The organism is Paenibacillus agricola, from assembly GCF_011440305.1.
Taxonomy (GTDB): domain Bacteria; phylum Bacillota; class Bacilli; order Paenibacillales; family NBRC-103111; genus Paenibacillus_S; species Paenibacillus_S agricola.
Genome location: NZ_JAAOIW010000036.1, coordinates 1 through 20,840 on the forward strand (window position 1 = coordinate 1; position 20,840 = coordinate 20,840).

Below are 20,840 nucleotides of genomic sequence, written 5' to 3' on the forward strand. Positions count from 1 at the left end.
ACTACAGTGGTCTAAACGTTTGCAGGAGACTACAAAACGCCGACGGTTTAGAAGAAATCCTACGAAATATCTGAAAGATATAGAAAACAAGTTTTGTACGTTAATTGGTCAGGCGTAGTTTTTTTTTAAAAACCTCAGTTAGACTTGGGGCTGTTCTTCCGCTCCCATTACAGGAGCTTCATCAGTCGTGCCCCTACCCTCACAAGGATAAATGCACTTCGGCCTCTGCCTTATAGCAACCGCTTCGGGCGACAGCCCTCGTTGCAGCGTTCCTTGTTTTCCAAGTCCCTTACAATCTAGCTATCCGTTCTGAACTTAGGTGCTCCCTATGAGCCTGTGAGCTGGATGCCGCCATGGTTCAGCATAGCGTATTTCAGAGGGCAGATTTTTACTCTACGCCACTCACACCATCGTTGGATGGCACAAATGTTTCCATATGTTCAAACTTTAGACCCTTACATTCGGTTGTTTGTCAGTTCCTTTCTCGGAACGATTCTCACCCTATCCAGTTTTTCAGCCGCGCGGCATATCCGTTGGCATACCTTTTCCATAGGAATGGCTTCAGCCTTCGTTCTGCCGTATCTACCTGTACTTCATACCTCATGGCCGCCTGTCTGCCATGACGCACGCAGGAGTATTGACGGGATGGTTCCGTCATTTCCATCCTCGATTGTAAAGTTAAGATTTGCATGAAATCTCCTGCTTTTCGCGCTGTTACGCTTATAGCAGAACTTGTCGAACCTGCCCGTTTGCTGAGCGAGTACCGACAACATAAGTTTCCGTCGGGAATGTAATAAAGTTCTTGTCATTTATAGGAAATGTAATAAGGTTCTTGACATCGACCGATGACAAGAACCTTATTACATAACTAAAAAAAGTTGCAATTTAAGCGACTTTCAATGTAACAATGATGTTGACTTCTGACATCAGCAGCAGGCTCCTAATATGTCGGATGACAAGAACATTGTCCGATTAGCCCTCAATGGTCTGGTCTGTCTTCCCTAAAAATTCGTTAAAAACAAGAATGAGCCGCATTTCATACGGCTCATCTAATAATGCAAGTACTTAGTTGGAGCGGTCCTCTTTCTTTTTCTATTTCCACCATTCAGTTTTCCAGTAACCGTGTAAGAAATCATTAATCCAAGAAGCTACAAAATTAATAAATTGTTGAAGTTCAGATGCTACTTGTTCATTGATTTCAGACACCTTACTTAATAGATTTAGATACCTATTCCTCATTGAAGGGTGAGTTTGACTAGGTTCTTCAGGGGTTTTATCCAACAAAGCCAGCATTAATATTACTATTAATGGAGCTAATAAAAAGTTTTTATTACTTTCTTTTTTTCCTCGAAAAATAGTTAGATCAAATCCAAAATTATCTGCGGCAAATTCATCTAAATGTAATTGATTAATGGTAACATCCGTCGGTATGAATTTAGATACAATGTTTCTCCCATTCGACTTAGTGTGTTTTAAGAAATGATGACCAATTTCATGACCTAATAGAAATTTCATACTTGCTTCATACAATTCTGATGCAATATGATTTCTAAGAGAACTAGGATCTTCTTCATCCGTCTGACCGACATGAGCATCTTCATTAGCTTTTTTCAGTAGCGCTTCCTTGTCAATCAAATGCAAAAATGATTCAACCAATCCTGGAGTTAACTTATCGATTTCATTCTCATCTTCAATTTGCATACCATAAGCATGATATGAAACAAAACTTGAAATAAGTTGAATATTTAAATCCATTTCCCAAAGTATTTTAATTAAATAGCCTTCAGATTCCATATCCATGTTTATAGCTTCTGCATCGACTCCCGGATTGCCAAGCTTTCCAACATAAATTAGTTTTAGCTCATTAACCAGGTCCAGGTCACCTTTTGCATATGAAATAAAGTCCAGAATCATACAATTAATAAAATAGTCATTACTGTACCAGGTTTCTCGCCCAAGCCCTGAATTTATTATATTTCCATGATTTTCTTGTTCATCTAGTATTTCCTGCGCAACCTTTTTACGATTAGGATCATCATCACTGTCTATTGCTTCTGCTAGATGCTTATCCCAATCATTAACTGCTCCTAAAAAACTACCTAAAAATCTCTCTTTTGCTGATTCTTTATTTTCCATATTATTACCCCATTATTAATTTTTTGATCTGCGACAACGGTGAATCCCTTCTTTGTTCAAATGTACTTTTTTAACTCTCAATGCATCATCTCCTTTTACAATACGACGAATGATGGCGTTAATGACAAATGTCTAAACCCATGCTATTGAGTTTTGTTTTATCGATTAACTTTATTTCTTTTGGGAATCGCCAAGTTCAACCACAAGAACTCATTTTCATAGCTTGTTATCGTTATTATACCAAATAATGGGTAAAAAAACAGACTAGTATTCTGCCCCGTTCACCTGTAGATTAGGATGGTGGAAATAAATAGCATTCCCATTTTGAAAGGGGAAATTTGTTTGGTGCAATATCTAGAAATAGGTCCAGCCAGAGGGTCCTTATTCATCAGTGGTGGCTCTGACAAGATGAATTTCAGCAAATTTGTTGAGTTAGTTGGTGATCCCGATGCGCCCGTTATTATCATTCCTACTGCTTGGGAAGGAAATAACTTTAATCCTAACTCCCGACGGATGAAATATTTTCGGGACAACGGATTGAACAACATATCTATTCTTCATACAAGGGATAGGCAGGAGGCAGATACGGAAAACTTTATTCAGCCGTTAAAGGAAGCTAAGGCTGTATATTTGGATGGTGGACGTCAATGGCGACTATCTGATGCTTACTTGCAAACCCGTGTACACTCCGAGCTTTTTGCTCTGCTTGATCGTGGCGGTGTTATCGGTGGGGGGTCGGCCGGCGCCAGCATTCAAGCCTCCTTCTTGGCCAGAGGTGACACTAAAACAAATGAAATCATGATGGGCGACCATCTTGAGGGCTTTGGTTTTCTTAAAAATATGGTCATTGATCAACATCTGCTTAAACGTAACCGACAGTTTGATTTGATCGAAATCATCGAAGCGCATCCTCACCTGCTAGGTATAGGCATCGATGAAGATACGGCAATTATCGTGACACGGGATGAATTCGAGGTCATTGGTAGCGGTTACGTAGCAATTTATGATTATAGTAAGATCGTTTCGCCGAGAGGCAAATTCTACTTTCTGTCCCCAGGTGATCGATATAATCTAAAGTCACGAGAAGCATTTCACGTGCAAATCAAGCCTGTTGAGAGAGTAACTGCCGGTATATGGAGTGAACAGGCTGAGTAGTTATTCGAATAAACAGCTATTACTTCCTCGTATTGACTAATTCTGCTGATAGTTAAGAAAACGGCAGTTCCTAGTCCGGCTGCGGGTTTCCTCACGTTTTTGAGCTATCGTGTCCCGTTATCATATTATTACTCAGTCTACTGTTTGTCGGCAATCGGACAATGTTCTTGTCACGAATCGGGAATCGGATCAAGTTCTTGTCATCACTAAATGACAAGAACTTGATCCGATAACTAAAAAAGCCCGCGGTTTACGCGGACCTCATTCGGACAATGTTCTTGTCACCCGACAACTTTCATAGAATCAACTGCCCGATATAAATACTTCCATTGAACTAACACTTCCATAGAATCAACTGCCCGATATAAATACTTCCATTGACCTTTGACTTTAATGTAGGTTTCGTCCGTTCGCCACGAATCGTTTGAGGGTTTCAAATAGCTGCGGACTCGTTTGTCTATTTCCGGCCCAAACTCATGAACCCATCTCATGATCGTTGTATGAGATATCTTTAAACCCCGCTCGCTCATCATTTCTACTAGGTCTCGATAGCTTAAACTATATTTCAAATACCATCTCACGGTTAGTAAAATGATTGCTGATTCATATTGCTTCCATTTAAATAAATCCAATTTGGTTTCCAAAGTAAGTTGCTCCATCCCATGACTTCATTATCAATTACGTTATCATGAATTAGATCTTTGCACCACAACCCTCAAATCTGCCCAGTTAACGTAATGAAGCTGCCGACATATACCGCAGTAGCCTACAAAGTCCGTACTTAATCCTGGATTTCTATATTGTGTTCCTTACACCATTCAATTAATAATTGCCTTATCTTACTTTCTTTGTACGTGTACCATTGCGTATCAACGCCAAGTTCTATTATTCTATCTTTAAATCTACGAAAAGCTCCTCTTCCTTGAATGGTGTCATACAGTTCTTCTCTATTTTTTTGATCCTTATGACTTACAATAAACTCCTCCATGATTTCATATTCATTGAAGTTGTTTCTTAATGTATAGTCCACGTAAACCTCGTCTTCATCCTCAATTATGCTGATAGCTTTCTCAATATTCTCTCTTTGCCAGTCAGGAAATTTCTCAAGTGGTTCTTCATCTTCTGCAGCTCTCATTTCTTCTCTCATTAATGTAATAACTTCGCCTGTATTGGTGTTTATAAAAGTAAAAGTATCATCAATTTGAAGCTCAATCTCACTAATTAGATCCTCCAATTTTACTGGTTTGTTATTCTTCAATTGATTTTGCCCCTTTCGATATATATAAACTTCATATCCAAAAAAACAAATGAAGCTACCTTTAAGTAGCCTCAATCATTTAAGATGGATAATCCAAATTTCGTCATCAAACTATCGTCTCCGTTAGCTTAATGATTTTAGGAAAGTACATAAAAACAAATGTTCCACAGAGTTACCCAGTAGATCATTTATAAGCAAATTACCATTGTAAATACCCCATCCTCATTTTGGCGATGTATGTGATTTGTCCCGTGTGACCGGGCAAATGTCTAAATTGATGAAGAATTATTTCAAGGACAGTAGCTTGGTTGTCAACTCCGCTATTCGTCAGAGGTGGCAAATTCAAAAAAGGTTGTTCAAGTAACATTTCAGGTTTGGATTTCACCATATCCAGAACCTCAATGATACGGTCAAAAGACTTGGTAATAAGCTCCAAAGCTTGCTCTTTCTATAGTTGGAGACCACGATCAAATTCCTTATCTCTGTCTCTAGTATCGGGAACATTAAAGAATGCGGTTTCAACTCGTTGATGGACAGTTCCCCAAATGTGTGCCGCTAAATTGGCAATGCTGTTGCTCTCAGGTGTTGGTGCCCATACAATATCTTCGTCTGATAATTGTTCAATTACTTGCAGTGTCTGTTTCTTTTCTGATTTATATTTCTTCAAGAGAAAGTCAATCAACAACGATGTGCTGTCCAATAAACTCACATCTCCTTGAATAGTTTGAATATTAATCGCCTCCATTCCAAATACCATTTCTCTTTAGCTTAGCTTTTTCCTTTATTTGCAACTAAATTAATCTGCCCGTTACTTCAGTAAACAAAAGAGAAGCTACTGTCAAGTTAGCTCCTCCACTATCGTAGCTGTTAGCTTAATAATGCAAAAATTGCTCTCATGATGAGAAGCATTTATTTACTAACGTCTCCTATAAACAAAATAAAGCGAAACCAACTGGAATGATTAGGATCGCATATTATGTAAGCTTTAATATTATACAACCTTATATGATTCACTTAAAAAATTAGGAATGGTATCTCTTTTATTTAAATCATAAGTTTCCTTTGCTGCTGTTAATGAATCAGCAAACGGACTATCGGCGACAGAAATGGATGTCGTTTTTGCTACATCTTTCAGGTTCTCATTGCCCAAAATCACTTTGTCGATTCCTTTATAAAAATAATAATCTTCAGAATAGCTGAAAATAATATAGTTAATAACCTTCAATTTTTCTTCGGACGATAATTTTTTGAATTGTTTAAAGAACTTTGAGTATCTATTTTCACCAATTCTACAAAACATCATTACTACGCTGTGATTTTTGAGCGGAAAGACACATATATGAACACCTTTTATTACATAATCGCTTGAGTGATTATATATGTCATCGAATTCTTTACGATTCCTAAGAACACTAATTAGAGGGACTTCACCCATTCCTAAGCTGTACGTGAATGTAATAGCATTTACAATTGATATAGAATGGAAATCATTGATCTGTTCAGAACGGATTATTAATTTATCCAATTCAATCCCCCTTTCAATAATTAACGAAATACCATTTTAAAAATTATATTGGCTTCTGATTGACTGTCTTTTAATTTACAACGTACTAACCTAAATTGCTTGATAATTTATAACTATATTTAACATTTCTGCACGTATTCCGAGAAAAAGCTTCATTGTCTAAAAATATCGACGATACAATTCTCTCCTACGCTCCCCACGCAACTGGGCATATATCTGGGTGGTTGATGCTTTTTCGTGGCCAAGCATCCCCTGGATAAACTCTAACGGTGCACCATTATCCAATAGTTGGCAGGCAAATGTATGGCGAAACCTATGAGGATATACATTTGCGGTAACTTCCCCTCTGTTTGCTAACTTTTTTAATGACCAACGGATCGTTGGGATTGTCAATCGACGGATAGGATGAGTTTCTGTAACAAACAATGCCTTACAGGAATCCTTACGACTCTTTACGTATCTTTTTAACCATACTTTGCATTCGGTCGTAAAATAGATTTCCCGTTGTTTAGAACCCTTACCATTTACAATAGCTGAACCATTTTCCCAGTTGATATCCTCCAAGTTTAATTTATGCACCTCCCCAACGCGACATCCCGTGCAATAAAGAAATTCGAAAAGAGCATGCTCACGATGAGAAAGACAGGAAATCTTAAGATGGATAACATCCTCCTCAATCAGAAATTTAGGGATTCGTTTTTCAACTTTTGGTTCCCTCAGTTTGAGAGAGGGATTCTTTGTGATATGTCCTTCTTCAAATGCAAAACGAAAAAGGGAACGAACGAATCGAATTCGATGCCCTAAGCTGCTTGGCTTTAATTTCTCTGATTGCTTGGCCAAATACGTTTTCAGCAAATTTAATGTTACTTCTTCGATTTCGATATCACCAAGTTCAACGATCAGCATCTTAAATTGCAGAGAGTAAGCCTTTATAGTGTGTGGGCTGAATCCTAAAATTCGTTTGTTGGCCTCATAAAACTTCCATAAATCTTTCAATTTCATAACAAAACCCTCCCAATTTTTAGTCACCTCTAGCTTTACTAGAATTGGGAAGATTTAAACTAATATTACCATTTGGTCACTATGCCTATTAACATAGCCGCTAGGTCAATCGTCAATTCCATAAATAACTATGTCATTTCGCATAACTGAACAAATTTTCAAGAATAAGGGATCCTCTGACTGCCGCTACGACGGAGAATCCCTATTAAAGTAACGTAACCCGTTACTTGAACAAGAAACGAATCTTTGTCCATCTAAGGTTCATAGATTTTCATTCTAAGAAATGTTATTCTATTCGATTACAATTTTATCTCCGCGATGAATTCGCCCCGTTTGAATAACTTTTGCATATACTCCCATGGAACCTTTATTATGCTTAACTGCTGCCCGTAGGATCGATGGATCATTAGGCAGATCTCCTTGGGCCAAGGTTGTCATGATGCATCGGATACAAGGCTGTGTAACTTGAAGCACTACTCCATCGCCGATTCGAATATGTTTGCCAACCCAACTGTTTTCAACAAAGCCTTCTTCATTTGGTACATCTATTACAATATTTGTCCTGTAACGTCTAACCTCAATACGGCTTTCCGGAATAAGCTCTCTCATTTTGTTTATACTTGCCGTTGTTAATAAGTGAACGATGTCGATGTCATAAAAAGTTCCTTCCGGAGAACTACGTGTAAAAGTCGTTTTCCTATTATTTAGCCCTTCAATATCAGGTATATATCCCTCAAACTGAACATCGCCGGCTTCTGATGAAATAGTCGCTACTCTGACAGGTCGATCAAGTTTATCCGTTAGCCTTTGTTCTAAGTTTCCGTCCGTTGTCACGCCCCAACTACCATCAGGAAACGTGATTCTAACCGCAGGAAGTTTCGATGGATCTTGAGGTGGTTCAACATAAGCAGCACGATAATCAAACATATTCGGCCATTTTATTGGATTCTTTGCATTAGCAAGTTTACCTGTTGAGGTATCAATCAACGCAAACTTTCTATCTCCAACAAGTCCTTTTTCCGTGATATCGGTTGCATTTAACTCTTCACCCATCATCGATTTGACGGGATATCTCCATAACGAGACTACATTTGGCTGACTCATAGAAACATCTCCTTTTTAAAATTTCCATTTGTTCCTTACCAATCACAATTTATTCAATGTGTTTCGCTTGAGAATTGTCTTAGTTGAATATTGAATGCTATCGTATTCGTTAACTCACATAGCCGCATCGAAGCCCATATTGGCCAGAAGTGTCCGTGCTTTCCCAACATCACTGCGGACGAAAAAGTTATGATCACCAATCTGATTTACTTTCTTTTCTGCAATTATGCCAGAGCAGCTTCAAGCGCGACGGAATTGCCATGCGTAAATTTTCATCTCTTCATCGTTCCCTTTACCTTAATTGCCATTTGTAACTTACACAAGCTAAATAACACTCTTCATCTACGAACGCAAATCGAGTTGTTATTTCTTCAACAACATGTCAAACAACATCCGACGCATACAAAATGTATACCTAAATATGTTTTGTTTCGCATTCTATAAATGCATACTCAGAGGTCGCCGCGATCTAAACATCCTGTCTTTTATTCGCTTTCGATTATGGAATCGTCCTTTGCAAAGAAGGCCCGTGTATCCTTACGTGTCTGCGCGGGCAAAACACGATCCAACTCCTCCTCCAGCCAGGACAATTTCTTACTGCGTAAATAATTTTGCATAATCTCTTCGGCTTGGAGCATAACTAAATTAATTGAGCAGGAACTCGTGGAAACCGTACAGTCTGAACAGTCGCGATTGCGATATAGATAGCCCTTATCCTTAATGTTCTGGCACTGGAAAATCGGCTTCTTGCCCTCCACTGCCTCGACCACATCCCAGAAGGAAATTTCGTCCGGATCCCGTGCAAGTTTAAATCCACCTTTGACGCCAGGAACCGACGAGATGATACCCTCTTTAGCAAGCTTTGTAAATATTTTGGATAAGTAGGTCTCCGGAATGCCTTGAAAAAATGCAAGTTCCTTGATACCAATCTTTGATTCGTTTGGAATTAAGTAAACTAGACAATGCAGTGCATATTCGACTCCGACACTATACTGCATAATAACTCCTCCCATTTTATTATGGGTAAATACTTATAAATCTAATGATAACCGCGCCAATTGTCAACTGTAGGTCGTACCATAAAAATGGTTTTGACTTGGTACATACATTGTTGTATATTGGAGTCTAATTATATCGGCGATTAACTATGTCGCCAATTAAAACAAATTTAGGAGTGGAAAAATGGAAAAATTACTTGTTATCAATGCGCATGCCATTGTTGATTCCCCTGATTCAGTTAGTCTTGAAGTAGGCAAACATTTTATTGAGAACTACCGCAAGATGAATCCGAACGAATCGATCGAGCAAATTGATCTGTATGGCGAAGAAATTCCGGAAGTGAACAGCACCGTTCTGAGCGCTTGGGGGAAATTTGCATCTGGTGGAGAGTTGACGGACGAAGAGAAACGCGTTACCAGCAAAATGAACGAAATTTTGCAGCAATTCAAGAGTTCGAAAAAATACGTGATCATCATGCCGGTTCACAACTTCAATATCCCCTCCCGGCTTAAGGATTACATGGATAACATTATGATCGCCCGCGAAACCTTCAAATATACGGAAAATGGCGGAGTAGGTTTACTAACTGACGGACGCAGTCTACTCGTGATTCAAGGAAGTGGCGCCATCTACACGAATAACGACTGGTACACAGATAACGAATTCTCACACAAGTACCTCAAATCTATGTTTAACTTCCTCGGCGTCGAGGATTACCAAATTATCCGAGCTCAAGGTACAAGCAAGCTTGACAAAGCAGACGTACTGGATAAAGCAAAAAATGAGGCCCAAGAAGTGGCAGCGCGTCTGGCAAAGAAAGTAACTGTCTAGCCGTATCTAATGCCATTTGTGACCATCGCTATAGTCGGTCCCAGCAATGAGAAATATGGAAAGAAAGCGAGCAGATTGCTCGAGGCGAGACGCAAAGTGGAAGGGAGCATTCCGTGTTTGAGCGGCATGCCAAGCTTTCATTCAAGTTGAGCGATCCTTGAAACAGAAAGCGCATTGTTTTCGCAACGATCAAATCCTATATTTAGGTTAGTCGAATGAATAAGGGGGAAGTTGTAGATGACGAATTTTATCGATGATATAAAGATTCCGGATAGTAAACTAGCCGTTGAAGCTGCTGAATTAGTGCGTGAGCATGCCGACGACCTTCTGTGGAACCACTCGAACCGGGTATTTCTGTTTGCGGCGATGAAAGGTAACCTGAATCAAATGAAATACGATTCTGAATTGCTTTATATCAGTTCGCTTTTCCACGATCTCGGCCTTACTCCCGCATTCCGAAGCAAGGACAAACGCTTTGAGGTCGATGGAGCTAATGCTGCCCGCGATTTTCTTAAAAGTCGCGGCGTCCCGGAAGATTCCATTCGGCTTGTATGGGATGCTGTTGCCCTGCATACAACCATCGGAATCGTAGAATATAAGGAAACCGAAGTGGCGCTTATGAATTTTGGCGTCGGTTATGATGTCGTCGGGAAGAACTTCGATCTCATCTCAGCAGAAGCGCGGCAAAAAGTCGTCCAGGCTTTTCCTCGCAACCAGTTCAAACACAACATCTTACATGCATTCTTGGAAGGCTTCAAACACAAACCGGAAACAACATCCGGAACAATTAACGCCGACATATGCGAAATGCTTCTGCCGGGATATAAGCGCCCCAACTTTTGCCATCATGTCCTTCATTCCATATGGGATGAGTAATTGACTTGAATGATTGGTTGCCTTTATTCGGCAGAGTTGAAAGACCGCGAATGAATCTTTCTGAATGAAAAAACCAGTAAACCCAAAGGTTCGCTGGTCTTTTCATGGAATAATATTACAAACTACTTTTGAGATCTCTGGGTTGTGCTTTGCCGTCTTAGTCAAGCGATTTGATAAATATTCATTTATCCTTTATGCATGCACTGACAGACTATTATTTTAATAAGAGCAGCAGTTGTTCACCTCTGATTCACCTCTGAGGTCTAGATCCAAGAGGAGACCGCGTAGTCCTTACACTTAATGGTAAATTTTTACCCTCTAGAAAATGGTAATGAATTCATAATGGATGAGTAAGTGTAAAATAGTCCCCACCTTGTGGAGTTGTTGACAAATGGGTTGAGGACAACGTCTCGACCCATTTTTTTGTATTTATAGAGTCTTAACCATATAAGTAGAGCTAGTTCATTTCTTATGCTATCGCTTTAATCATTCGTTTGATGTTACAGATAAGGACAGCTTAATGGAATTAAAAAATAGTATATGAGGAAAGAGAAAATTTCATCAATATTCGAAGCAATGCGATTAGAATGTGTTGCGAAAACCGTAGTGTTTTTAAAGCGAGGGTCATTTATCAGCAGGTAGAAGTCATGCTTAGAACAAAAGGAGTGTAAGATATGGATTCAGCTGTTTCAAAGAAAGTAACGATTAATTCATATATCATTGCTTTTATATTTATTATCTCGATGATTACGGCTGCGGTGATGTTGAAAGATCACCAACTTATTCTGCCAGAAGCTGCTGCGATGGCGGTTGCTATGTGGGTGTACCGAGAAGCAGGATGGATCAGGCAACCTTCGAAGATTTTTCTTGCACCGTCTATCACTGCTGCCATCGGTTTCTTGGTGAATCAATTAAATATTCCTTATCTAGGAAAAGTCAGCCTGACCATCGTACTCTTGATGCTCTTTATGCGTATCATTCAATCGAACTTAGCACCGTCCATTGCAACGGGTTTACTTCCGTTGATTGTGAATGCAAACGAATGGTCATTTGTTATATCGGTTTTCATTGTTACCTTCATATTAATGCTCGGGGTTCTCGTATTTGGATTAAATAAAGGACTTGAGAAGAAAGTTAAGATACATTACAAGTATATGCTCGTTTTCTTAGTGCTGAATTTCGTGTGGATGGGTTTATGCTGGCTTGTTGGATACCAACAACTCGCAGTTATACCGCCTATTCTCGTTGTTGTGTATGAGTCACTTCAGAAGCCGATGTATAACGGCAAGATGGCTTTTAAGCAAGGGCTTGTGTTGACAATATCTGCGACTGTCGGAACGCTGTTGTACTTATCTATTGATTTGTGGATAGTGGTAACGCTGTTAGATATGATTTTGATGTTTATTCTGTTACGCATGGTGGGCATCCGTATCCCTGCAGTGTACGGCTTTACACTGCTACCGTTTGTTTTCCCAAAAGATATTGTTACGATGTTACCGTTAGTTTCATTGGTTGCATCTGTATTCCTGTTTGCTTCGGTGTTGGCGTATAAAAAATTTGAAATGAAGCGAAGGACAAAGGCAATTCAAATGCTTAATAACATGTAGTCATTCCACTTTACCCTAAATGAAATTGGGTTAAGAACAAACGGGGCGCGCTTCCTTGTGGAAACCCCGTTTTTACCCCCTATTGGCCGATACTGCAATTCGTATCGTAGCATAGGTCTTTCGCCATTGAAATCACCGCCTTATTGGTATAGGGGTACCGCCAACAAAACGCGAAAAACGTACACGAAGCGTTGGTTAGAACCTATAATTACTCGGTTGTTAGCCAGCCTTCTTGGATGCTTCATTTTCAGCTTATGGTGCTTTCTCAGAACCTCCAATCGCTTGCCCCTTTTCGAATGATATCCATTTTGAAATTAAGGTCGTACTGCACACGCTTCATAACATTCCCCTCCGTCTACTATTATTGCATTGAATTAAGGGGTGTGCTGTCCAAGTCTTCTAGGGGGCTAAAAAGATACGTACTGATAATGGTCCAAAATTTATGAGCCACCTGTTTGAAGAGGCATGCGATACGTTTGGAATGATTCATGAACGAATCCCACCTATGACGCCAAATAAGATATCGAATCCTTCCATTCTATTTTGGAGGCTGAATGTTATGGGCGCCATGAGTTTGAGACCTATCCACAGACCTACGAGATCGTCACGCAATTTATTCAGGACTACAACCAGCAACGGATTCATGGAAGTATATCGGGTAGAACCTAAATCTATTAAGGTGTAGAATGCAAAAAACGAAAAAAACAGGTGCAATTTCAAGCAATTCTATGTGACCATTTGATTAAGAGGTGCAGTGTCCATCATAAGGGTGTTGAACCGGTATCGAATTTTAAGTATCCTTAAGAAGAGACATAAAAAGGAGGTTTTTTACATGGAAGCCATCTCTCTAATAAAAAGCAATTTTCAAGATTATATTGATCAGGGAGTGACATTGGTCGAGTTCTGGGCACCGTCGTGTGAATCTTGTAAGCTGCAAATGCCGATCATAGATGAATTGGCGGAGAAATTTAAATATCAGGCTGTAATCGCAAGAGTGAATGTCGATAATGAAAAGGAGTTGGAAGCTGAATACGGTGTAACGAATATCCCGACTTTAATCCTATTCAAAGACGGATACAGTGTAGAGAAATTAGTTGGACTTCAAAGTCAAGACTCCTTAATTCAAAAAATAAAGATATATACATCTATAGGAGATACTTGCTAAATCTTTCGTAAGCGTCTAACAATCAGGTGTATTGAAAAAGAAAAGCCCTTGGTTCATGAAGACCCAAAGGCTCTACGTTATGTACAATGTTGTTGAACTTGCGGACTCCATGGAAAGCACGCATCAAGTAGCTCCGGCTGCTGACGAAATGCAACCGCTGGTAAATGTTGAAACAAATAGACCAGATATTTGTATGGGCTCAATCCATTTGCCTTTGCTGTCTCTACGATGCTGTAGATGGCTGCACTCGCGGTTGCACCCCGTGGACTACCGCTGAATAACCAGTTTTTACGTCCTACTGTAAAGGGCCGTATGCTGTTCTCAGCTAGATTGTTCGAGATCACACAGTTCCCATCTTTTAAGTAATTCGTCAACTCTTGCTTATGGTTACGTGCATACTTCAGCGCTTCACCTAGCTTGGATTTGGGAAGTACCTTGCCTTTGGCCGTTTCTACCCATGCATGCATAGCTTTAAACTCCGGATTGTTCGCTACTAAACTCATCGTCATCATGAAGATAAAACGTCGGAGGCGAGAGCGCCCACGTTTGCTAATCTTCATCTGTCCGGTCCATTTACCTGAACTTGCTTCTGCGAGGTTAAGGCCAGCATGTCGCAGCAAAGCATTACCGTGCACAAAGCCACTTAAATCCCCCGCCTCACCGAGAATACCAGCTAGTGAAATGGCATTAATCCCTTTGACAGCAAGCATGGATTTAGCAAAAGGAACTCTCTCTAGAACAGCAATAATCTCCGTTTCTACGGCTTGAAGCTGCAGGCAAGCAAGGTCGTACTCATCGAGAAGTTGCTTTAAGTGAAGCTTGTAGGCATACGTTGCTTGCTTAGAACCAACAGAACTGTTAGCAAGAGAGATAAGAGCTCGAGCTTTTCGCTCACCAGATTGCCGTTTCATAAGCGATTTCCAACCTTGTACGACGTCTTGAGGCTGTAATTTACACAATTCTTCAGGGGTAGGGAAAAGACGAAGTGTAGCCAATGAACCCGTACACATGATGTTCTTGAAGACTTGTCGAAGCTCCGGAAAAACAATGTCGACCCAACGATGGATTTGGTTCTTAGCACTAACGAGCCTCGTTACGACAGAGTCGCGGTTTGAGAGAAAGACACGCAGTTCTTCAAATACTTCTGGTGTGTTGCGAGTGAATGAGTAGTAGCCGTTTTTGACCATATCTGCGATGACCAGGGCATCTTTTTTGTCGCTCTTGGATGGCGTATTGTCGCGGTTCTCCTTATTCTTTTTCACAAGATGTGGATTGACGAGAACGACTTCAAACTGGCGATTTGAGAGCCACCTAGAGAGGTTGAGCCAGTAGTGTCCGGTAGGCTCCATGCCAACAATGGCCGCCGTGAAAGCATGAGCAGATTGCAAGCGACTGAATCCACCGAAGGAGGATGTGAAAGCCCTCCTCGTCATTGGAGAATGACAAGGGGTTACCGATCACGATTCCGCGAAAGTTAACAGCACGCGCGACATGCGTTTGTTGGGCAATGTCGATCCCGACGACCAGGTGCTGAGAGGTAATTTTTTCAATGAGTTGATTTTGTTTGTCCTGCGATTTAAACTTCATAATAGAGCGTCCTCCTGGATGATGGGATTTAAAGGGCTATGACCCGTTGCGTACTCCCATCGTACCGAGGCGCTCGTTTTTTTGCAAAGCGGAAATTTAACGCTCTACAGGAATGCTAACGTAGCCTTTAGCGGAATGGCTTGTCACTATTATTTTCCGTTTTTAGTTAATTCTAATGCCTGCTCCCCGCCGCAGACTAGCAAAAATGAGGCCGCCGGGTAGACGAACTTCTATTTTGCACTGCTATTCCATTCCTACTACGCGTTTACCAAAAGGTCCGAGCGGTACCCGTAGGAGGATTCGCATGCGCAGCGGCGAACGCTTGGACGGCGGCATTGGCCACTTCCATGTCTTGCGCGATGTTGCCTCCGGCGACGCCAATACCGCCGACGATCATGCCTTCGCGGACGAGTGGGATGCCGCCTCCCAAGATGGTGACCATCCCTTGGTTCGTCGTGTTGACCCCATAGTGTTGACTGCCGGGAAGCGCCGACTGGGCTAAGTTAGCCGTGGGCATTTGCATGGCTACACTAGTCCAGGCCTTCCCCTTGGATATCTCGATCCCGGCGATCCGGGCATGGTCCATCCGGTGGAAGGCGACCAAGTTCGCCCCGGCGTCGACGATTGCGATATTGAAGGCGATTCCCATTTGATGGGCTTTCTGTTCTGCTACCGCGAGCAATTGTTTGGCAATTTCCAATGTAAGCAACTCATTCACTCCTTGGGTTTCGATACTTACATATTGTATGAGTCATCGCCAAATTGGGAACGAATCCCTCGATATTGTTTTTCGAATCGAAGTAGCATGATAACTTAATAATCAAAACCACGCAATCCTGCCCGTTCGTATTATGAGGTCACCAGATCTTTCTGGTAGACCTTATTTTTGTGTGGTCGTAAGATAGCGGTAGCCGGGGATCGAACGTTTCTGCCCGTGGGAGTTGGATCCCGAGAGCTATACAGTTCATCCCCCCTACTTGTTAAACTATGATTAGGCTGGTTGGGACCATGATCCCGAATCACATGCGATAATGTGGACGACAAGAAGGTTAGGGGTTGCCGGTGAAAAAATATAATGGGAGTGATGATATGAACCCTGTCATTGGTTTGGATGTGTCCAAAGGGGAAAGTCACGCGCAAGCTTTTGCAGACAGAGGAACGCCCTATGGAAAGATTTTTCGTTTTAATCATGATCTTGATGGACTTGCGTCTTTTCTTCGTTATGCTCAAGATTTAGAATCTTTTACTGGAAAACGTGCGGCAGTCGTATTGGAGGCAACGGGTCATTATCATAGCCCAGTTGTTCAATTCTTGGATGAGCATCAGTTTGTGCATATCGTCATTAATCCGTTACTTTCACACCAAGCGAAAAAGGCTAATTTACGCAAGGTAAAAACGGATGCCGCTGATGCATACCAGTTGGGGCTGGAGCCTTACAAAAAACGAGGTCAATATCTGATGAATTTGCGTTACCTGACAAGGCAACACGAGTCTCTAACCGGTATGTACGTTCAAGCAAAGTTACACGGGTATTGATCCTAGCGTTTTTTCTTCCGGAAAGTTTACTGCTACTCGAAATCCAATTACTAAACGCGGTTCTAGGAAGCTCCGAACAGCCTTATACCAAGCTGTTCGTTGTGGTCTGCGAAGCTCACGCAATAAAAAATTAAGGCTTTATTACGATAAAAAGCGTGCTGAAGGCAAACTGTTTAAAGTAGCTGTGATTGCTTGTGCAAATAAACTGATCCACTGGATCTATGCCATCTTAACCAAGAAAGAAGCTTTCCGCTTAGACTGAATTAGCAACCCTTAGACATTGAGGAAAACCTTCCCAAATATTGTGGGGCGGTTATTTGTCGTACCCTTTTTCCAGTATACGATCCTTCGTTTAGTTCATTAATAATTAAATATTGACAGCCTATTAGCTGGTATAGCTTAATGGCCTTGTGAATAATCCATTACAAAACCAACCTTTAATATCACCCGCGATTATGCGCATATGTTTGTGTCGCAAAACGAATATGCACCTATGTTTGTGTCGTGACCTCGCGACACAAACATAGGTGCTTTGAAATAAAAAAACCCCGATTGTAGGGGATCTTAAAGCACTCATGTTTGTGTCGCCGGACATCATTTGGATCCTGCGAATGAGTGAGCATACGTTAGAAAAATTCTTAAAACCGAGGGACTGGTACGATAGTGAAATTGGAGCAGGCACCGAGGCGACCTGCTCTTGATCGTTAAAGTAACGGGTAGGATGCTCAATTGCATGTATAATATGATTAAACATGTATAAGGTGGTCGTTCTTTCTAGGACTTTATTTCTTGTCCTTTACAGCAGCTATTTTGATTTTTGGGATCATACCAATACTAATTTTTCGGAGTCTGATGGTTTTGTAATTCGTAAAACTGTGTGGTTTTAGCACATTCAACACCCTACTCCTCATTAGCTCCTTTCAATCATGACAAATCCGCATCGTACCAATGCCAAACCTCATCCGTCGCTTGATCAATAATCGTATTATTAGCCCGCTGTATGAAAACTTTACGGGCTTTATCCATGTAATACGTCCCTTCCGCAAGCCGGGACACTCGTATGGTTTCCAATTTCGTGTTGATCACATAGAATCCGCTTAGCTCGTTTGGTGCATAGTCATCGAGGTTCCTACCGTTTAAGACTACGTACAAACTGCCGTCTTCAGCAGAAGGATTGGCCAGGGACGGATTTATCAACCCTAGCGCGAGTACGTCCAACTCGCCCAACTGCTTGTTTACGTAGTGAATGGCTCCATCCCGATCTAGCAAGGCTAGGCGGGCGCTGCCGCCTATCATGCCATTTCGGCTAGGCAGCATGGCGGAAGCAATCCATGTCGAGCCGTCCGGATTTGGAATGACCCGGTCCAGTTTTTGATTAAAATCAGTGAGTTGCGTCACTTTGCTGTCACGGATCAAAAACGTATACGTCGTTCCGTAATTCGGACCGATCACAGCGATCGGGATTCTCAGGTTGATGGAGAGGATTACGGCCTGATTGGCCGCCTCAAACTGTGTATACGTATGAACTGGCGGGCCCCAATCGTTGGATTCCCATACATCCGAGTCAGTCAGCGTATAGACTTTGAGATCGCCATAGTAAAGATCCCGGTCCCTGCGTGTTAACTGCACGGGCTTGCCGCCCATCGGATGTGCGGAAGGAGTTAAACTGCTTGTGAAAGCGTCCAGTTCTTTGCGATTTTGCAACTCGGCTTTATGGGTGGATTTATCGATTTTTACCATCGCCTTGGCAGGGTCTGCGCCAAGCAAGGAGTAGAAATACAAAGCCTCATCATCGTCGCCAATAATTTCTTGGATAACATTTTGACCGCCGATTATTCCAAGACCATCCTGCTCGTTCCAACCAAGATCGAGTTGCAGCATCTCGTGCGCAACCCGCCAGGTAAGGGGTACGTATGTGATGTCTCTAAAGGTAAGAAACGGATAGGGTTCCATTGAGTTATCAATCTCCGTACCGCTGATTTGAATCGGGAAGTCAGCCAAATGTGACGTATAAGAAGATTTGTTGCGCTCCTTGCTGAGATCCTGGTCGACGGGAGACGTATGAATAGGAGGAGGGTAGTTGCGGTTTGGCCAAATGGTGAGGCCCCTTTCGTCACTCCACTCGTACTCAATATTCAGCGCTTGAAGATTGTTCCACGTCATCGGCATGTAGGTGATGTCATTATAAAACAGGAATGGATACTGGCTGTAAGATTGATCCAGTGAAGTGCCGTTAAGCGAGAGAGGGAATTTCGGAATCGATGCCCGAATCGCCGTGCTGGCAGCGACTTGGACAGGCAGCGTTATAAGCATAAGCAGCAGAAGGGTGGTCAAGCCGATAACGTATTTTCTAACTGATAAATGCAAGCGATCATCTCTTTTCCTTTGAAGTGTATGCCCTACAATTGACGCGATGGCTACACTAAAGTTGCAAAAGTGCGGAAAAAATCCTCTGAAAACCAACTTTCACCCCAATTTTAGGCTTTTTCAGCAAAATAGGGGCTATATTAAATGGAATTTTCAAAAACACTATCCGTTCAGCAAGCCCTAAATATTATTTTTGAAACTGAACTGATTACCTGTGTTCCATTTAATGAGGACATTTTATTATCTTCCCTAAAAAACATTATGGCGATCTTGAAGAAATGGGATGGAGATTCTTTGATTAATTTAAAGGATTATAAAGACTTTAGCGAAGTGAAGCATCTAATGGCTGATATGTGGGCTGATGATGAAAGAATAAATAATGAATTTAAAAAATACTTAGAAAATGATTCACGGGTACTTCTAGGAAGTTTCAATAATGACGAGCTAGTGGGATTAATTGGAGTTATATACGAGTCAATTGACGAATTGGAACTAAAACATATTGCAATTAAATCCAATTATCGCGGTAAGGGTATATGCAGTGAAATGATAAATGAGTACATAAAAACCAAAAAGATCATAAGAATGAAAGCTGAAACGGATAAAGATGCTGTTGGTTTCTATAAAAAGCTTGGTTTTTCGATAATGAGCTTTGGGGAAAAGTATCCAGGAGTTGAACGCTTTGAATGTATTTTTCTCACTATTTAGCGCCGGGCGAGAATGGAAGACCCTTCAACCCCATGAGCTTGAACTAAATAAATGAGAGTTCAACATGTTAGAATACTCTTATACTCTTTTATAAGGTGGGAGATTTAGTGGGAAAAATAGATTACCATGTGTTGAACGAAAATCATTTATCATTGATTACAAAAATGCTTAGCGAGTGTGCTCCTTTGAAATATGCACAATCGGACACACCTGAAACTCTTCAAAAATATATTGAACAAGGTCAACTGGTATTGGGGCTCTTTGATAATAATGAATTAATCGCATACGCCATTTTATCAATGCGTATGGCAGAAGATCTAGAAGAGTTTTTCCAAAAATATAATTTAATTACGGATAGAAAAGAATGGGGACATGTGGGGACATTGCTGAATTGTGTAGTTAAAGATGAATATAGAGGCTATGGTCTCCAGAAATATTTAATAGAATTACGGGAAACTGTTGCAAAAAACTCCGGCTATAACGAAATCTTCACCTCTGTACACGAAAGAAATATTTATAGTATCAATAATTTAAAAAAGGCTGGCTACAAACAATGCGGTAGGCATCATATTGGGGGTGAATGGCTGTTGTTTGGAAAAGCTCTTGAAGGTCCAACTTGTTTTGTTGTGCAAGACTAGAACACATCACAATAATATATAGAATTTAATCTGGAATGTAATACAGAAAAGCTGCCTGCACCTAAGCCGGCAGCTTTAATTTTTCTTATTTAAGTTATAAGAGGACGGATGGAACCAACTTCTTGTCCTTTATCGATATTAATTCTTGTCCTCTGACAAAAAAACGAAAAAATCATAAGCTAAGCCAGACCTGTTGATTAACCACTAAATGGTAGAAATAGAGCCGCCAACTCGGTAAAATGTTTGTACCCCTACAAACAATCGAAAGGTGGCGACTCCATGAAAAAGTCTACCACGATTTTATCCATCCTTCAATCCGTTATAACTCCGGAGGAAGTCAAATCCG

18 protein-coding genes and 3 pseudogenes are annotated in these 20,840 nt (G+C 41.0%); 9 read left to right on the forward strand and 12 right to left on the reverse strand.

Translation table 11 applies throughout. The features are described from left to right. Positions 1 to 496: 496 nt before the first annotated feature. Positions 497 to 691, reverse strand: a complete 195-nt coding sequence (locus G9U52_RS37690) for a hypothetical protein (RefSeq protein WP_166158269.1) — start codon at positions 689 to 691, stop codon at positions 497 to 499. A gap of 401 nt (positions 692 to 1,092) precedes the next feature. Then, positions 1,093 to 2,136, reverse strand: a complete 1,044-nt coding sequence (locus tag G9U52_RS37695; RefSeq protein WP_166158271.1) for a phage exclusion protein Lit family protein — start codon at positions 2,134 to 2,136, stop codon at positions 1,093 to 1,095. A gap of 345 nt (positions 2,137 to 2,481) precedes the next feature. Between G9U52_RS37695 and G9U52_RS37700 the strand changes: the two genes are divergently transcribed. Continuing rightward, positions 2,482 to 3,291: a cyanophycinase gene (locus G9U52_RS37700; RefSeq protein ID WP_311764990.1), complete on the forward strand. Its 810-nt coding sequence runs from the start codon at positions 2,482 to 2,484 to the stop codon at positions 3,289 to 3,291. Positions 3,292 to 3,638: 347 nt separating this feature from the next. Here the strand turns inward: G9U52_RS37700 and G9U52_RS37705 are convergent. The 7 genes and pseudogenes from G9U52_RS37705 to G9U52_RS37735 all read right to left on the reverse strand — a co-directional run. Next, a pseudogene (locus tag G9U52_RS37705) lies at positions 3,639 to 3,950 on the reverse strand (IS6 family transposase); the annotation flags it as partial. A 122-nt stretch (positions 3,951 to 4,072) separates the two neighbouring features. Further along, positions 4,073 to 4,549 (reverse strand): UPF0158 family protein, encoded by a 477-nt coding sequence (locus tag G9U52_RS37710; RefSeq protein ID WP_166158277.1) that lies wholly within the window; start codon positions 4,547 to 4,549, stop codon positions 4,073 to 4,075. Positions 4,550 to 4,997: 448 nt separating this feature from the next. After that, positions 4,998 to 5,306, reverse strand: coding sequence for a DUF1572 family protein (locus G9U52_RS37715; RefSeq protein WP_207953459.1), 309 nt, complete (start codon positions 5,304 to 5,306; stop codon positions 4,998 to 5,000). A 234-nt stretch (positions 5,307 to 5,540) separates the two neighbouring features. Continuing rightward, complete coding sequence (locus G9U52_RS37720) at positions 5,541 to 6,074, reverse strand: hypothetical protein (protein WP_166158283.1); 534 nt, start codon at positions 6,072 to 6,074, stop codon at positions 5,541 to 5,543. 159 nt (positions 6,075 to 6,233) lie between these two features. Then, positions 6,234 to 7,076: a tyrosine-type recombinase/integrase gene (locus tag G9U52_RS37725; RefSeq protein WP_166158286.1), complete on the reverse strand. Its 843-nt coding sequence runs from the start codon at positions 7,074 to 7,076 to the stop codon at positions 6,234 to 6,236. A gap of 291 nt (positions 7,077 to 7,367) precedes the next feature. Further along, the gene (locus G9U52_RS37730; RefSeq protein ID WP_166158289.1) at positions 7,368 to 8,180 is read right to left on the reverse strand and encodes an MOSC domain-containing protein; all 813 of its coding nucleotides are present in this window, start codon (positions 8,178 to 8,180) and stop codon (positions 7,368 to 7,370) included. Positions 8,181 to 8,665: 485 nt separating this feature from the next. Continuing rightward, complete coding sequence (locus G9U52_RS37735) at positions 8,666 to 9,178, reverse strand: Rrf2 family transcriptional regulator (protein ID WP_166158292.1); 513 nt, start codon at positions 9,176 to 9,178, stop codon at positions 8,666 to 8,668. 184 nt (positions 9,179 to 9,362) lie between these two features. On the opposite strand from G9U52_RS37735, the gene G9U52_RS37740 reads away from it, so the two are divergent. The 5 genes from G9U52_RS37740 to G9U52_RS37760 all read left to right on the forward strand — a co-directional run bounded on the left by G9U52_RS37740 (position 9,363) and on the right by G9U52_RS37760 (position 13,658). Beyond that, positions 9,363 to 10,010, forward strand: a complete 648-nt coding sequence (locus tag G9U52_RS37740) for an FMN-dependent NADH-azoreductase (RefSeq protein ID WP_166158295.1) — start codon at positions 9,363 to 9,365, stop codon at positions 10,008 to 10,010. 237 nt (positions 10,011 to 10,247) lie between these two features. After that, positions 10,248 to 10,886, forward strand: a complete 639-nt coding sequence (locus G9U52_RS37745; RefSeq protein WP_166158298.1) for an HD domain-containing protein — start codon at positions 10,248 to 10,250, stop codon at positions 10,884 to 10,886. A 674-nt stretch (positions 10,887 to 11,560) separates the two neighbouring features. Then, complete coding sequence (locus G9U52_RS37750) at positions 11,561 to 12,493, forward strand: hypothetical protein (protein ID WP_166158301.1); 933 nt, start codon at positions 11,561 to 11,563, stop codon at positions 12,491 to 12,493. A gap of 522 nt (positions 12,494 to 13,015) precedes the next feature. Continuing rightward, positions 13,016 to 13,162, forward strand: a complete 147-nt coding sequence (locus G9U52_RS37755; protein WP_311764991.1) for an integrase core domain-containing protein — start codon at positions 13,016 to 13,018, stop codon at positions 13,160 to 13,162. 163 nt (positions 13,163 to 13,325) lie between these two features. Next, on the forward strand, positions 13,326 to 13,658 hold the full coding sequence (locus G9U52_RS37760; protein ID WP_166158307.1) for a thioredoxin family protein: 333 nt from the start codon (positions 13,326 to 13,328) through the stop codon (positions 13,656 to 13,658). Positions 13,659 to 13,735: 77 nt separating this feature from the next. Here G9U52_RS37760 and G9U52_RS39605 read toward each other — a convergent pair. Both G9U52_RS39605 and G9U52_RS37775 read right to left on the reverse strand, forming a co-directional pair. Beyond that, positions 13,736 to 15,245, reverse strand: a pseudogene (locus G9U52_RS39605) (IS110 family RNA-guided transposase). Positions 15,246 to 15,510: 265 nt separating this feature from the next. Next, positions 15,511 to 15,954: a GlcG/HbpS family heme-binding protein gene (locus G9U52_RS37775; protein WP_279538841.1), complete on the reverse strand. Its 444-nt coding sequence runs from the start codon at positions 15,952 to 15,954 to the stop codon at positions 15,511 to 15,513. Between the two features lie 380 nt (positions 15,955 to 16,334). On the opposite strand from G9U52_RS37775, the pseudogene G9U52_RS37780 reads away from it, so the two are divergent. Further along, a pseudogene (locus tag G9U52_RS37780) lies at positions 16,335 to 17,043 on the forward strand (IS110 family transposase). A gap of 662 nt (positions 17,044 to 17,705) precedes the next feature. Here G9U52_RS37780 and G9U52_RS37785 read toward each other — a convergent pair. Next, positions 17,706 to 19,148 carry a hypothetical protein gene (locus G9U52_RS37785; RefSeq protein ID WP_166158310.1) on the reverse strand — a complete coding sequence of 481 codons (1,443 nt, stop codon included), beginning with the start codon at positions 19,146 to 19,148 and terminating at the stop codon, positions 17,706 to 17,708. A gap of 144 nt (positions 19,149 to 19,292) precedes the next feature. On the opposite strand from G9U52_RS37785, the gene G9U52_RS37790 reads away from it, so the two are divergent. Both G9U52_RS37790 and G9U52_RS37795 read left to right on the forward strand, forming a co-directional pair. Then, positions 19,293 to 19,856 carry a GNAT family N-acetyltransferase gene (locus tag G9U52_RS37790; protein ID WP_243767795.1) on the forward strand — a complete coding sequence of 188 codons (564 nt, stop codon included), beginning with the start codon at positions 19,293 to 19,295 and terminating at the stop codon, positions 19,854 to 19,856. 107 nt (positions 19,857 to 19,963) lie between these two features. Further along, the gene (locus G9U52_RS37795; RefSeq protein ID WP_166158313.1) at positions 19,964 to 20,494 is read left to right on the forward strand and encodes a GNAT family N-acetyltransferase; all 531 of its coding nucleotides are present in this window, start codon (positions 19,964 to 19,966) and stop codon (positions 20,492 to 20,494) included. The last annotated feature ends 346 nt before the right edge of the window (positions 20,495 to 20,840 follow it).

Excerpts from the sequence above, each read along its gene's own strand:
- G9U52_RS37690 (WP_166158269.1), bottom strand. The coding sequence starts at position 691 with ATGCAAATCTTAACTTTACAATCGAGGATGGAAATGACGGAACCATCC.
- G9U52_RS37695 (WP_166158271.1), bottom strand. The coding sequence starts at position 2,136 with ATGGAAAATAAAGAATCAGCAAAAGAGAGATTTTTAGGTAGTTTTTTA.
- G9U52_RS37715 (WP_207953459.1), bottom strand. The coding sequence starts at position 5,306 with ATGGTATTTGGAATGGAGGCGATTAATATTCAAACTATTCAAGGAGAT.
- G9U52_RS37725 (WP_166158286.1), bottom strand. The coding sequence starts at position 7,076 with ATGAAATTGAAAGATTTATGGAAGTTTTATGAGGCCAACAAACGAATT.
- G9U52_RS37730 (WP_166158289.1), bottom strand. The coding sequence starts at position 8,180 with ATGAGTCAGCCAAATGTAGTCTCGTTATGGAGATATCCCGTCAAATCG.
- G9U52_RS37735 (WP_166158292.1), bottom strand. The coding sequence starts at position 9,178 with ATGCAGTATAGTGTCGGAGTCGAATATGCACTGCATTGTCTAGTTTAC.
- G9U52_RS37740 (WP_166158295.1), top strand. The coding sequence starts at position 9,363 with ATGGAAAAATTACTTGTTATCAATGCGCATGCCATTGTTGATTCCCCT.
- G9U52_RS37745 (WP_166158298.1), top strand. The coding sequence starts at position 10,248 with ATGACGAATTTTATCGATGATATAAAGATTCCGGATAGTAAACTAGCC.
- G9U52_RS37750 (WP_166158301.1), top strand. The coding sequence starts at position 11,561 with ATGGATTCAGCTGTTTCAAAGAAAGTAACGATTAATTCATATATCATT.
- G9U52_RS37760 (WP_166158307.1), top strand. The coding sequence starts at position 13,326 with ATGGAAGCCATCTCTCTAATAAAAAGCAATTTTCAAGATTATATTGAT.
- G9U52_RS37790 (WP_243767795.1), top strand. The coding sequence starts at position 19,293 with ATGGAATTTTCAAAAACACTATCCGTTCAGCAAGCCCTAAATATTATT.